10 protein-coding genes and 1 pseudogene are annotated in these 14,808 nt (G+C 42.3%); 7 read left to right on the forward strand and 4 right to left on the reverse strand.

Going from position 1 to position 14,808, the window contains the following annotated elements:
- Positions 1-6 precede the first annotated feature (6 nt).
- Complete coding sequence (locus L2703_RS10480) at positions 7-612, forward strand: class GN sortase (RefSeq protein WP_248971040.1); 606 nt, start codon at positions 7-9, stop codon at positions 610-612.
- Between the two features lie 315 nt (positions 613-927).
- Here L2703_RS10480 and L2703_RS10485 read toward each other — a convergent pair whose 3' ends face one another.
- Positions 928-3,108: a winged helix-turn-helix domain-containing protein gene (locus tag L2703_RS10485; protein WP_248971041.1), complete on the reverse strand. Its 2,181-nt coding sequence runs from the start codon at positions 3,106-3,108 to the stop codon at positions 928-930.
- A gap of 414 nt (positions 3,109-3,522) precedes the next feature.
- Here L2703_RS10485 and L2703_RS10490 point away from each other — a divergent pair, with 414 nt between their 5' ends.
- Complete coding sequence (locus tag L2703_RS10490) at positions 3,523-6,444, forward strand: TonB-dependent receptor plug domain-containing protein (protein WP_248971042.1); 2,922 nt, start codon at positions 3,523-3,525, stop codon at positions 6,442-6,444.
- 53 nt (positions 6,445-6,497) lie between these two features.
- On the opposite strand, the gene L2703_RS10495 is transcribed toward L2703_RS10490, so the two are convergent.
- From L2703_RS10495 to L2703_RS10505, 3 genes are all read right to left on the reverse strand, one after another.
- Entirely contained in the window at positions 6,498-7,391 is an 894-nt protein-coding gene (locus L2703_RS10495) for a LysR family transcriptional regulator (RefSeq protein WP_238104333.1), read from the reverse strand.
- Between the two features lie 35 nt (positions 7,392-7,426).
- Positions 7,427-8,782 (reverse strand): MATE family efflux transporter, encoded by a 1,356-nt coding sequence (locus tag L2703_RS10500; RefSeq protein WP_248971043.1) that lies wholly within the window; start codon positions 8,780-8,782, stop codon positions 7,427-7,429.
- A 131-nt stretch (positions 8,783-8,913) separates the two neighbouring features.
- Positions 8,914-9,903 carry a zinc-dependent alcohol dehydrogenase family protein gene (locus L2703_RS10505; RefSeq protein WP_248971044.1) on the reverse strand — a complete coding sequence of 330 codons (990 nt, stop codon included), beginning with the start codon at positions 9,901-9,903 and terminating at the stop codon, positions 8,914-8,916.
- Between the two features lie 324 nt (positions 9,904-10,227).
- On the opposite strand from L2703_RS10505, the pseudogene L2703_RS10510 reads away from it, so the two are divergent.
- From L2703_RS10510 to L2703_RS10530, 5 genes and pseudogenes are all read left to right on the forward strand, one after another.
- Positions 10,228-11,073: pseudogene (locus tag L2703_RS10510) on the forward strand (enoyl-CoA hydratase/isomerase family protein).
- An 80-nt stretch (positions 11,074-11,153) separates the two neighbouring features.
- Entirely contained in the window at positions 11,154-11,969 is an 816-nt protein-coding gene (locus L2703_RS10515; protein WP_248971046.1) for an SDR family NAD(P)-dependent oxidoreductase, read from the forward strand.
- A gap of 10 nt (positions 11,970-11,979) precedes the next feature.
- Entirely contained in the window at positions 11,980-12,222 is a 243-nt protein-coding gene (locus tag L2703_RS10520; RefSeq protein WP_248971047.1) for an HP1242/YdcH family protein, read from the forward strand.
- Positions 12,223-12,338: 116 nt separating this feature from the next.
- The gene (locus tag L2703_RS10525; RefSeq protein ID WP_248971048.1) at positions 12,339-12,947 is read left to right on the forward strand and encodes an NAD(P)H-dependent oxidoreductase; all 609 of its coding nucleotides are present in this window, start codon (positions 12,339-12,341) and stop codon (positions 12,945-12,947) included.
- 2 nt (positions 12,948-12,949) lie between these two features.
- Positions 12,950-14,803, forward strand: a complete 1,854-nt coding sequence (locus L2703_RS10530) for a monovalent cation:proton antiporter-2 (CPA2) family protein (protein ID WP_248971049.1) — start codon at positions 12,950-12,952, stop codon at positions 14,801-14,803.
- Positions 14,804-14,808 lie beyond the last annotated feature (5 nt).

Consider the following 14,808-nt stretch of genomic DNA (forward strand, 5'->3'; position numbering starts at 1 on the left):
GAAGTAATGAAGCCATCTAATACCACAACCCATTTATGGATTATGGCACTGATAATATTGCTGGGCCTTGGGCTCATTGTTCAAGGAGGATATATGCAAGCTAAAGCCCATTTTGCTCAGTTTTTAATTGAGCGCGCTTTTGAACAAACGCTGGTGGATAATCAGCCTCACAAGCCTTGGTCGTGGGCCGATACGCACCCGGTCGCCAAAATGCGTTTGTTGCAACACAATGCCCAAGGCACACAAGCATTAGGCCCCGATTTATATGTATTGGCTGGCGCATCGGGTCGTAATTTAGCCTTTGGGCCGAGCTTGATGTTAGCTGGTGCAGGTGTCGGCGAGCAGGGGAATACGATTATTGCAGGACACCGCGACAGCCATTTTATGCGCTTGCAATACGTTAATGTTGGCGACATGATTGAGCTATACAGTGCTACAGGAGAGTTACAGGTATATCAAATCACTGCCACGCAAGTGGTGCATGAAACGGCAACCGAGGTGCTCGATCAAACCGAAAACAGCCAACTCACCTTAATTACCTGCTATCCATTTGATCAGCTTAGTGGTAATGCCGAATACCGATATATCGTTGAGGCCAAGCCCATGGTGTAACAGCCAATCCGTATCTTTTATGGCAAGCGTTAAAGGACTTGTAACGGGTTGCATGACTGCAAAGGATAACCACTATTCATCTAGCCATGCGTGTTATTTAAGTTCCTGTAAACTTTTACTCAGTCATCATTTACTCAGTCATGACTGATTTAACCCACAATAGTAAAAGGTTCAAAACAAAAAACGCCCGATACGTTCGGGCGCTTTAATCAGATTAGGGCTTGTTGATTTTTGCTGGCCCTTACTGTCTTGTTGCTTATGTTTAGGTCATGGCCAAAAATTAATGCAACAATAACCTTAAAACATTAGCAGGCCCTAGTGAATATTAATTTTACTGATGTCAGTTTCATCATGAACTTGGCGCTGCAGTAAAATGTGTGCCCTAGAGGAAACACTAAAAACAGGCGCGTCTGCAATTTTAAAATAATAAATAGCGTGTGAGTCACCAGTTAGCAGGTCCAGTTTCTCAATATGCAACTTCTCTTGGCTTATTGGAACGTAATACAGTGCCCCCTGTTTAACTTGCCACATCCCGATATTAGTATTGGCTTCGACGCCTAAAAAATCTAGCTGTTGAGTACGTAAGTTATAACGAGCAAAGTCTTGGCTGTTGTTTTGGGTAAAATAGACTAAATCATCTACGACATCAAAACTGGTGGCCGCTAATGGCAGATTTATGCTGCTTTGAGCGCCACTCATTACGTCAATAATCACTAGTTCGTCAGTGTTAGTGTGACTTAAAATGGCTAGTTCATGGTTATTCAACCAGCGTATTTGATGAACCTGATTAATATTAATTGTTTGCACATTATCATTTGCAAAAGAATAAACCCAAATTGCATTTAAGGTGGCGATGGCTAGTTTTGAGTCGTCTGGCGACCATTGTAATGGCTTAATTTGCAAATCTTGTTTTGGTAATGGAATTCTTTTTACATCGCCACTAGCATGGTTGAGCCATATTTCGTCACGACCAGTTCGGTTACTAAAAAACACAAACTGCTCTGAATGATGAGAATAAGTGGGCATGTATTCATCTTTTGATGACGGAGCAATGAGTGTCTCTTTACCTTCAGAATTGAGATTAACTAAATTTTCCCGAGTTAATCCATGGCTAACAAATACATTACCACTGTTAATACTGGTTAACTGAGTAATATTGGTTAAATCAGACATGAGTTCTGTATGTTTATTCCCCGCGTTGTCGGTGATAAATAATTTACCAGCAGATAGCCACATCAAATCGCCGTTGTCGAGGTACTGCACTGCAGAAATATTGATACCCGGCATAACTATTGTGTGTTGAGTGACTAAGGTTGATGCATCTAAAAAGTGTAAGTGAGTTTGATTATTAAGGGTGTTGCGACTTAATAACGCAATTTGTTGTCCATTAGGGGAAAACTGCACGCTAATAAAACGTAATCGCTCATCTGTAAAAGCAACGCTCATCGTTGGTGAAGGGTGTTGTTTGTGTAAATCGAGCTCAAAGGTTGTTAAGCCTTGCCCTTCAGTGGCTGTGACAATTTGTATTTTTGTATTTGTTTTCCAACGTTGATTCACCACATTTGCGATGCCGCAAGCGTATTGTTTAAGTTGTTCAGTAGTCTGTAGTCGGTAGATATTTAATTGGCATTTACGCAGCCCTAATGCTTCATTTTTACGTAAAAAAACACTCATTAAGTCAACGTTAGGAGATAATTTGGGATGCCTTATTGTATCGGATGTATGGTAAATATTACGCTGCTTATCACTGTCTAAGTGCCGTGCAACAACATTAAATACAGTCTCTTTTTTATTGATATACACTAACCAATCTCGTGTTGAGCTTGCATCAAACTCAGCGCCTGGGTCATAGGTGACTGTTTCACTTTCAACATTTTTTAATCGTGGTTCTGCCTTTGACAATAAAGGCGACGATTGAAACATTAATAATCCAAACGTGATGACAGACAACAGCAATAGTGAAAGTTGTAATGCTCTTGATTGATATTTATGGGCTGTTATCGATGTTGGTTTTTCATCGTTTATAGGATTTTTTGTTTGTAAATTAACTGGATTACTAACAGGGTCTTTTACAGCTTGATTAACCTCAAGAGATGACGCAGTAGTAAGGCTATTGAGTGTCGGCGCTATGCTGGTTGTATCTGTTTGAGGTATTGCATTTATGGTGTCTAAAGCTATCACGGCTACAGATAAGCGATAACCAGCCCGAGGTAAAGTTTGGATATATTCCTTTTCGGGATCTAATTGTGCAATGACTGCGCGTAGTTGAGATACCGCACGATTAATGGCATTGTCACTGACAATTCTATTTTGCCAAACATGGGTGATTAACTCTTCTCTGTTTACAATTCTGTGTTGGTTTGTACAAAAATAGTACAGAAGCTGGAATGATTGGGGCTTTAGTTGAACAATTTGTTCAGTGTTTAATGCTAAGGTCTGTGTTGCAAAATCTAATGTTAATGCACTTATTTTATAGTTTTTATGTGTGAGTAGCATATCCAATCCGTTGCTATTTTTTAATATCAATCCGTTGAGAAATAGAACAATATCAGCAATAAATCACTTTTTGCTCATTTCATCACTCGAAAAGTTTGTTAATCTTGTTACATCAACAATAGATAAACAAAATAATCGAACTGTTCCATCTTTATTGTTGTACCTGGATTTTTTAAGCGAGCCTTGTGCTCGCTTTTTTTTATTACCACTTAACAACATCAGTTTGCGCGATAATACTAAATTTATAACAAAAGTCACCTAATATCACATCACAATCACTAACAAATCACCAACAAATCACTTGTCAATTGTTGTTTGTTACATGTCATTAACAGATGCTCTGCACTAACCAATCATTACCGATTGGAACAAAAACAATTAAAATAGAAACGGCTTTTAGGGAGCAGTGATTAGATGAAAAAAACACAAATGGTGCTAGCGATTAATGCAGCATTACTGGGTGTCTCGGTTGTGTCTTCAGGCATAGTTTTTGCTGCAGATACAGAAGAAGGTGCCAACAAAGTGGAGCGTATTGCGGTAACGGGTTCTCGTATTAAACGTACCGATTTAGAAACGGCGCAACCACTATTAAATATCAGCCGTGATGATATTGACCGTTCAGGTTTAAGCAGTTTATCTAATTTATTAAAAGAAATAGCCACCAATGGTGCGTCTCTGGGTTTACAAACTAACAATGGTAATACTGGCGGTTCAGCTACTGTTAGCTTACGTAACTGTGGTTCTGCCAGAACATTAGTGTTAATCAATGGCCGTCGTTGGATCCCTCAACTTGGTGGCAACGTTGACGTTTCAACGATTCCTTTAGCCGCAGTAGAGCGCATTGAAGTACTTAAAGATGGTGCTTCAACTATTTATGGTACAGATGCAATTTGTGGTGTTGTAAACGTTATTACACGTAATGATTTTGAAGGCGCTGAATTTTCAGGCTCAATGGGTGGATATGAGCAAGGTGATGGCGAGCAAGAAACCGCGTCGATCACTTTTGGCAGTGCAGGAGAGAAAACCTCACTATTAATGAACGTTGCTTATACTAAGCAAGAATCAATTTTAGGTGGTGATCGCGATATTTCATCTGTTCCTATTTACAACTTACCCGCTAACATTTCTGGCTCTGGTGGTCGTGCAAGTCCAACAACCCCATACGGTCAATACACTGCAACGGTAGACGGTGTAAAAGGTTCGTACACATTAGATCAATCGAAAACAGGTTGTGTTGCTAATCAAGAGTGTACAAGTGTTGGTGACTTTAAGTTATATGATCGCTTAACTGACGGTTATAACTTTGCGCCAGTAAACTACATTCAGCAACCTTCTGAAACGACGAGTTTATACTTACAAGTAGCCCATCAACTAAATGATTCGATTACCGCTAAATCAGATGTGATGTATTCACAAAGAACTTCTGAAGCGCAATTAGCGGCTCAACCAATGGGCGGATTAGCAATCTCTAAAGATTCGGTTTATAACCCATTTAATCAAGACATCACAGGTGGTTCGTTCCGTCCTATCGTGGCTCCACGTTCATTTGCTGCCGACGTTGATACCTGGCGCGTCAGTGGTAGTCTTGAAGGTGATTTTGAATTAGCAAAACGCTCATTCTATTGGGACGCATTTGCGGCTTTCTCTGAAACAAATTCGGTGTTCTTAAAAAATGGTTTCTTTGATTCTAACAAGGTAAAAGCAGCCTTAGGTGCGTCTAGTATTACCAATGGCGTAGCAACCTGTGACGGCAACGCAACATGTGTACCATTAAACATTTTTGGTGGACCAGATGGCGTTACTCAAGAAATGTTAGATTACATTTCAGTATCGCCACGTAATTTAGCATCGCAAACATTACATAACTACGGCGCTAGTATTGGGGGTGATGTTGTTGAATTACCAGCAGGGATGTTAGCGTTTGTTGCAGGTGTTGAATATCAACGCCATGCGGGTTACGACTCGCCTGATCCATTAACCGTTGCTGGCCAGGTATTAGGTGATAACGCTTCACAACCGACAGAAGGTAGTTTCTCGGTATCTGAAGCATTTGCTGAAACAGTCATTCCATTACTCGCTGATTTACCTTATGTTAAAAAAGTTGAGTTCAATGCCGCTGTGCGCGTGTCTGACTATTCAAACTTTGGTAATACAACCAACCCAAGTTTTAAGTTAACTTACGCGCCAGTTGATGACGTGATGTTCCGTGCAAGTATTAGTGATGGTTTCCGCGCGCCATCGTTAACAGAACTATACAGTGGCCAAAACGATGCTCGCCCTGCGGCGACAGATCCATGTGATATTAAATCGGTTGCTTATACCAGTTCAGCACAAACACGTGCTAATTGTTTAGCAGCGGGTGTGAGCACATCGTTTGAACAAAAAGATCCACAGTTCCGTTCAAAAATTGGTGGTAATCCAGATTTACAACCAGAAACATCAACATCAAAAATTGTTGGTGTTGTATACAACCCAAGCCAAATCGAAGGATTGGGGTTAACACTAGACTGGTTTAATGTACAAATTGAAAACTTGATTGGTACCAATACCGCTCAAACAATTGCTAACCGTTGTTATATTCAAGGGATCTCTCAATACTGTAGTTTGATTACCCGTGATATGACCGGCGCATTAAACAGTAACCCTGGTGAGATTTCTAACTTATTGGCATTGTCACAAAACTTTGTTGGTGGTTATGAAACCCAAGGATATGACTTAAATGTGACGTATAATTTCACCACATCAGTGGGCGATTGGCAGGTTAACTGGGACTCAACTTACGTTGATTATGCCGGTGACATAGGTCAGCCTGATCGTGGTGATGTAAACGTGGACGGTAATATTTCTGGCGGTAACAGCGTAGGCAAACTTACCCCTGGTGCGTCAGGCGGTGGTAGCGAGTTTAGATTGAAATCTAATCTAACCGTTGGCTGGAGTAATGATGAGTATTTTGCATCTGTTACCGCTCAGTTCTTATCTAAGCAGATTGAGAATTGTTCTAACGTGATTACAGTCGCAACCGGTGTGGGTCAACCTGAACTACGTGATTTATGTAGTAACCCTGACAATATGGCTATGAGCTATGCATTTACACCTGGTACAACCGAGGTGGTAGCAACTGAAGTCTCTGCACCTGAAAACAAATTGTCTCCAACAGTGTATTTTGATGCGCAAGCAGGTTGGAATACGTCATGGGACAGCACTGTATCAGTCGGCATACGTAACTTGTTTGATAAAGAGCCTCCGATTGCTTACTCTGCGTTTGCTAACAGTTATGATCCTGCGTACCGTATTCCAGGTCGTTACTTATATGCATCGTTTAAACAACGTTTCTAATCATTAGCATTCTGTACAAAAAAGACCCTATTTAGGGTCTTTTTTTATCAGTATTATTTATCCCAATAGGGCGGGTTGCCATAATAATTGGAAAAGTAATCGATAAATGCTCTCACTTTGGGGGCTAACAACCGCGAGCTTGGGTAAACCGCCCAAATGGCAGCTTCGTCAATTAATGGGTAATCCTCAAGCACTTGCACCATTTCACCACGTTTTAAATGCTCGTAAGCTATCCATGTGGCACATTTTGCAATGCCCATTCCATTGGCACAGGCATCGCGCACTGCTTCTCCGTGGTCAATACGAATTGAGCCTTTTATTTTCATGCTTAAGGGGCCATCAGGTGTGCTAAATACCCAGTTTTCAAGCCCTGCTTGATTAATACATTGATGATGATGTAAATCTTGCGGGGTTTCGGGTTTGCCATATTGGGCAACATATTCAGCTGAGGCACACATTATGCGTTTATCAACGGCCAACTTTTTGGCAATTAAGCTTGAATCTTGTAATTGTGCGTTACGAATAGCCACATCAAAGCCACCTTCAACGAGGTCGACAATAGAATCGGTTAAGCGAATATCGATATACAGCGCAGGATATTGGGCGACAAATGCCTTAAACGCCGGCATTAAATGCATACGGCCAAAAGACGCCGGTGCCGTGATCCTTAATGTCCCCTGAGGCTGGGCATCGCCACTACCGACTGCCGCTCGGGCAACCACAACGCTTTGAATGATTTCTTCTGCATGGGGTAAAAAAGCCATGCCTTCTTCGGTTAATGAGACCTTGCGCGTGGTACGGTGAATTAGGCGCACCCCTAGGCTTTCTTCTAAGCGATTGATGTGCATGCTGGCAACCGGAGGCGACAAGCCTAATTCTTCTCCTGCTTGGCTGATGTTGTGGGTTGACGCGACTCGGACAAACAGTTTTAGGTGTTCAAAATTCATCTTATTAGCCTGTATTAAGATAACGTCATGGCATATTAGGCGTTTGCAACACAAGGCTGCGCATGATCTAGGGTGCTTTTTAGGTAATTTTTAAGCTTAAACCATGCAAAGGTGCCTGCCAACATATTCGCGATTGTGGCGCCAATGAGGGTGTAAAACATATCACCTGTTGCAGTGCCAATCGCAATGGCAGGAATATACAAAACAAACAGTCTTGCAAATGACACCATTAATGCTGTTTTTGGGGTGCCTAACGCATTTAATACCGATACCACCACCATGCATACTCCCAATGGCCCGTAACTGATGGGCATTATCCACAGTGCGGCGGTTAACCAATTATTTAATGGCGGCTCTAGGGGAATAAGTGTCAATATTAAATCTGTGCTCAAGGCAAATAACACTGCACTTATGGCGGTAAAACCAAGCAACAGTTTTGCCGCAGCGCTTAATAATGTGTCGATGGCATGATATTGCTGCGCACCAAAATACTGGCCAATCATAGGTGGCATCGACATGGTTAGCGCTAAAGTAAATACCAGTAAAAAACTTTCAATACGCGCCAATAAGCTCCAAAACGCAATAGCATCTGTGCCCAGTTTTGCAATGAACATCATGGCTAAAAATGCGCTAGCAGCGGGTAAAAATTGGTTGGTAATGGTCGCTGAGGTCATTTTTATCAGTTCTAAACAATAGTTAAGGGTGCCGACATGTCGCGATAATCTAATAAACCACCGTCTTGGTTTGAGATCAAACAGTACATAGATGGTGGCAATACCATAACCCAGGGTTGAGGCAATGGCGGCCCCTTTGATGCCCATATCAAAATAGAAAATCAGCAAAGGATCGAATATTAGGTTGATAATGCTGGCTGTGACAAACATCAAACCAGTGGTTTTGGTGTCGCCATGGGCTCGGTAAACACTGGTGAGTAGGTAAAGTACCGCCACGCTTAAGGCGCTAAATAACCAATATGGCCAGTAAGTGATAAATAAATTAACTAACAGAACATAATGCGGGTTATCGGCATTGGGGTGGATAAATACTCGCAATATCTGCGTGTCGAGTTGCCATAAAAGTAAACAAACCAATGACATCAATATGATGCCACCGTTAACCGATAACGTGGCAATCGCGCGGGCTTTGTACAGGGTTTGAGCGCCAATTGCCTGAGACATAATTGCTGTTGCGCCTACGCCAATACCCACCTGAATACCAATTAACAATGTTTGAAAGGGTAATGTCATGCCGTGCACGGCAAGTTGGTTAACGCCTAATAAACCGATAAAAACGGAATCAACTAATTGCACCGACATGATGGCAAACAAACCAATGCATACAGGCAGTGTTTTATTGATAAGGCTACGAAGAGGCGAAGATACCGCAAGCATATACTTTTCCGTGCAAATATGAGGGATAAATTAGCGGGTTACGCCATCGTACACATGGCTTAATCTCGGCTGAAAAAGGAAATATGTTGTAAAGTCAGGGCTCACATAAGCAATGTGAGCCCTAAAGTGGTTTAGTTAATATCAATAACCACTTTACCAATGACCTTGCCGCTAGCTAAATGTTGATGTGCGGCAGTCACTTGCTCTAGGCTAAAGCGCTGTTCATCAACAACAGGCACTAATGCGCCAGCTTCAACAATCTTAGCCAGTTCAGCTAAAATGTTGCCATGTACTTCACGGCCTATGTTGTGCATCATTGGGATTAACATAAAGACCACATGCAATGATAAGCCTTTCATGTGTACCATTGATAAATCTAATTCAATGAACGATAAGGTTGTGGCGATTTGACCGTTTAGTTTAGCGGCTTCAATAGAATTGGTGAGGTTTGCACCGCCAACAGTATCTAAAATAATGTCAAAGCCAGCACCGTCAGTGTGTTTGGTAACGTAATCGGCAACCGTTTCTGTTTTAAAGTTAATGGCTTTTGCGCCTAACTGTTCAATTAACGCTGCTTGAGACCCATCTGCACCGGTTGCAAAAACTTCAGCACCAAAATGTTTTGCAAGTTGTACCGCAACGTGGCCCACACCACCGGCGCCACCATGCACAAGTACGCTTTTACCTTCAGTAATGCCTGCGCGAGTTAAGCCCTCGTATGCGGTAATCCCCACCAATGGTAATGCTGCGGCTTCACGCATAGAGAGGTTTTTAGGCTTGTGGGCAATAAGCTTAGCGTCAGCTAACATGTACTGAGCAAGTGTGCCTGGTAAATCACCTAAACCGCCTGCACAGCCATAAATTTCATCGCCAACGCTAAAACCAGTCACACCTTCACCGACCGCTTCAATGGTACCCGCAAAGTCCATGCCTAATACTGCAGGGGCTTTAGGCGAGAAAGGCAATGCTTCGCCCATTTCACGGATCATCATGTCAATGGTATTAACACTGGTTGCTGCTAGGCGAACCAAAACATTACCGGCGCTTACTGTTGGCTTAAGAATGTCTGCCGACTCGAAAACATCTGCAGCACCAAATTCGCGAATAATCATAGCTTTCATTGTGTAAAACCTCGTTGTGTTTGTGTGAGGCTAGTATAGGCGCTTGAGTGTTAATGATAATGGCCTTTGCACAACAATGTGTTTTAAGTTTTTATTAATAATCGGTATTGTTTTGAATGAAAAATAGCCAAATTAAGTTGGGATTATTAATAAGAAATTAGCTTAAGAACATTTAATACCATGTATTATTAATAATTAGTTAAAACTATTTATGCTGTAACGACAATTATCAAATGAAAGAGTCCTTGTTAATCTGATTAACGAAATGTACACATTTGCTCATCGCCAAGAAGTAATAACGAATAAATAACAAGGAACAATCCAATGAAATATCAAGGTTATACAACATTTAAAGCAAGCCAAGAGGGCGCTATTTTAACGGTTACATTTGATTTTGGGACTGTTAATGTACAAGGCCAAGAGATGCTAGCGGATTTAAATGGCTTAGCCATGTGACTTGAACGTGATCGCGACGTTAAAGTGGTAGTGTTTCAATCTGCCAACCCTGAGATTTGGGTTGCGCACTACGACACTAATCTTTTAAAAGACATGTCAACAGAAGCTGTGTCTCGTGAAGATGTAAAGCTACTTGATTTACAGGTTGTGCTAGAACGAATTAGTAAGTTACCACAGGCGACCATTGCTAAATTAGAAGGTTTTGCGCGTGGCGGCGGGCATGAGTTTGCTTTAGCGTGTGACATGCGTTTTGCTGCTCGCGGTAAATATAAGTTTATGCAAATGGAAGTAGGCATGGGCATTTTACCTTGTGGTGGCGGAGCATCACGTATGGCACGTCAAACTGGGTTAGGCCGTGCATTAGAAATTATTTTAAGTGCACGTGACTTTACAGCCGATGAAGCTGAAGCGTACGGCACCATTAATAAAGCATTAGACCCAGACGAAATTGGTCCTTATGTTGATGCCTTAGCGCAGCGCATTGCTCAATTTCCTGCTGAATCAATTAATGCCTGTAAACAAGCGGTATACGAATCTATCGACAAGCCTATTGAAGAAGCATTAAAAGCCGAAGCCTATTGGTTGTATCAAGCAACCAGCAAAACGCCTGCCATTAAACGTTTTACCATTGCCGATGAGCAAGGGCTGGAGCACGACATCGACAATCAGCGTCATTGGAATGAGCTCGTGATGAAAGTGCAAGAAATCAACTAACCTTTATCGCGTGCCATGATCAACGCTGATGCAGTTTGTCGGCGTTGCTCACCCTCTCAATGAAACGAGACGATACCACTATGAAAAAAATTATTTTAGTCACAGGTGCCACCGACGGTATTGGCTTAGCCACAGCCAAAATGTTGGTTGCAGAAGGGCATCACGTCCTTATTCACGGGCGTAATGCCCAAAAACTGAGTCAGGTTGAGGCCGAGCTAAACGCCATACCAGGTGCCGGCGACATACAAAGCTACCGCGCTGATTTATCGAGCCTACATGAAACGGCAGCATTGGCTGATGCCATAAGTGCTCAGCACAATACGCTTGATGTGATTATCAATAACGCCGGTGTATACAAAGTGGGGCAAATTACCAGTGTTGATAATTTAGATGTGCGTTTTGTGGTCAATGCCATTGCGCCTTACTTATTAACGCAGCGATTAATGCCATTACTAGGCAATACTGGCCGAGTGGTTAACTTGTCTTCTGCAGCGCAAGCTAGCGTTAATTTAGCCGCCTTAGCCAGCGCAAATGCAGGACCAGCTGATGGCGCGGTTTATGCGCAAAGCAAACTGGCTATCACTATGTGGTCAGTGCATTTAGCAACAACATTACAACATAGTGGACCGGCTTTTATTGCCGTTAACCCTGCGTCATTTTTGGGCAGTAAATTAGTTAAAGAAGCCTACGGCATGGCTGGTGCTGATTTAAATATTGGCGCGGATATTTTATGTCGTGCGGCACTGTCTGATGAATTTGCACATGCATCAGGGCGTTATTTTGATAATGACCAGAGACAATTTACTGCGCCCCATGCCGATGCATTAAATCCGGTTAAAAATCAACAGTTAGTGGCGGCAATTGAATCAATTATTGCCCAAGTCAATTTAGGATAAAGAGGTTGTTATGTTAGGTGAAAACCATTGTTTAGTGCTCGAGTTTCCAACATTTGTTAAAAAAATTAACGAGCTAAGTGCCAGTGACAGTCAATTTGCGGCTGATGCAAACCAGTATCACGCGCTTGATCAAGAAATCCGCACATTAGAGCTTGCTGGTGCGCCGATTAACGACGATGCGATGCATCAGCTAAAACATAAACGATCAGTTTTAAAAGATTCGTTATACCAACGTATTCATCAAGGCCATTAACATTTATGCGTGTTTGCTGCTTATTGTGTTAGGCAATGAGCAGTGTCACTGCAACCTAATGTCGAGCCGCACTGTTACCAGTAAAGCAGCCATTATGGATTTTTTTAGGAAGCACCATGAAAAAGATATTGATCAACTTTGCCCATCCAGCCAAGGGGCGTTCTAACATTAATTCACAACTTAGGGCGGCAGTCGAAAATCTTGACGGTGTGACTATTAATGATTTGTACGCCAATTATCCTGATTTTTTAATTGATGTCGCTCGAGAACAAACGCTGTGCGAAAGTCATGATGTGATTATCTTTCAGCACCCTTTTTATTGGTATTCAACACCGGCAATAGTGAAAGAGTGGTTAGATTTAGTGCTAGAGCACGGTTGGGCCTATGGCAAAACCGGCACGGCATTAAAGGGGAAGTGGTTTTTTCAGGCAATCACGGCAGGTGGTGATGCAACAACATACCATGCACAAGGGGCCAACCAGTTTACGCTTGGCGAGTTAACCTCACCTATGCGTGCCACCGCTCATTTGTGTTTAATGGACTGGTTACCGCCATTTGCTGTAATGGGCGTGCATCGTGGATTACCTCTCGCGCAAGTCACGAACCACGCTGAAGATTATCGACGTGTGGTTATGGCGATTCGTGATGATTTATTCAATAAAGACAAGGCTCAACAAAACGAATTTTTAAATTCACATTTAGATGAGACTATTTTAAGGCCATAAAAATGGAATACTTTTTACTGCAGTTATTTATTTTCCTCGCCGCGTCAGCTATTGCCGTCCCTGTGGCTAAGCGTTTAGGCCTAGGTTCGGTGCTCGGTTACCTTATTGCTGGGATGATCATTGGTCCGTTTGGGATTTCACTGATTGGTGATGTTGAAGAGGTCATGCATTTAACTGAATTTGGTGTTGTGATGATGCTATTTTTAGTGGGCTTAGAGTTAAGGCCTTCTATGCTATGGCAAATGCGTACACCCATTTTAGGCATGGGCGGGATGCAAGTGGTGTTGTCGAGTATTGTCATGGCGGCCATCGCATTGTGGGCTTTACCCTGGCAACAAGCTCTTGCTGTTGGGTTGATTTTGTCATTATCTTCAACTGCCATTGTGCTACAAACGCTTAAAGAAAAAGCGTTAATGAATACCGCGCCTGGGCGTTCGGTATTTTCGGTGTTGTTGTTTCAAGATTTAGCCGTTATCCCTATGTTGGCATTTATGCCATTGCTGGCAACACTAGCCCTAGGGGAGGGTGATCATCATGGTTCAGTATTGTTTGATATTAATACCTTGCCAGCTTATTTGCAGGTGATTGCCACCGTGCTAGCCGTGGTATCAATTTTAGTGCTAGGCCGTTATGGCAGTAGACCGATTTTTAGGGCCATTGCAGCAACAGGGGTAAGAGAGATTTTTGTCGCGGCGGCATTAGCGCTGGTGGTTGGGATTTCATTATTAATGAATGTTGTAGGCTTGTCGCCTGCATTAGGCACATTTTTGGCTGGCGTGGTGTTAGCAGACAGTGAATACCGTCATGAGCTTGAAAGCGATATTGAACCCTTTAAAGGGTTATTGCTTGGGGTGTTTTTTATTTCAATTGGCGCCAGTCTTAATTTCACGTTAATTGGCGATAACCTGGCGCTCATTGCTGGCTTGACCGCAGGCTTAATTGTGATTAAGTGGCTGATATTAATCGTGGTGGGTAAGTTATTTAAGGTGGTTAAAAAAGACAGGGCATTATTTGCCGTTGCTTTAGCACAAGGTGGTGAATTTGCCTTTGTGTTATTTCAATTTGCCAAGGTTAATGGTGTGCTGGGCGCCGATACTGTCGAGCCGTTAATCTCTGCGGTAGCCATATCAATGTTTTTAACCCCATTAATGTTTATGGCCTATGAAAAACGTGCCATATCCAAAGATGAAACCCAAATAAATGCGCGTGAAGCTGACATCATCAGCCACAGTGGTCATGAGGTTATTTTGGCCGGTTTTGGGCGTTTAGGTACTGATTTAGGCAGGTTTTTAATTTCTGCAGGCGTTAAACCTGTGATAATTGACCATGACGCAACCAACGTTGATGTGCTGCGCAAGCTTGGCTATGAAGTGTATTATGGTGACATTACCCGTTTAGACTTGCTTGAAGCAGCTGGTGCCAAAGAAGCTAAATTATTAGTGATAACCATTGGTGATATTACTAAGTCCACCATGTTGATCGAATTGGTTAAAAAGCACTATCCACACCTTAAGATAGTGGTAAATGCGCATGACCGTCATGCCTGTTTTAAATTGATGGAATTGAACATTGATCATATTCGCCGTGAAACCTTTGGCAGTGCTTTGGCGTTAGGCCAAGATGCGTTGCAACAATTAGGTGTTGACCCTTATGAAGCTTACCGTTTAGCGCGGATTTTCCGTAAAAAAGATGGCGAGATGATGCCAGAGCTGTACCAATGGCATTGCGAAGAAGAGCATTATATTTCTCATTATCAGCAAAAGCATGCAGAGTTAGAAACCTTAATGACGCGCGACTTATTGGCTGACAATGATGAGCTAGACAAAGCCTGGACTGCTAAAAATCCGGCATTATGAATTAC

The organism is Shewanella basaltis (genome assembly GCF_023283885.1).
GTDB classification, from domain to species: Bacteria; Pseudomonadota; Gammaproteobacteria; order Enterobacterales; family Shewanellaceae; genus Shewanella; species Shewanella basaltis.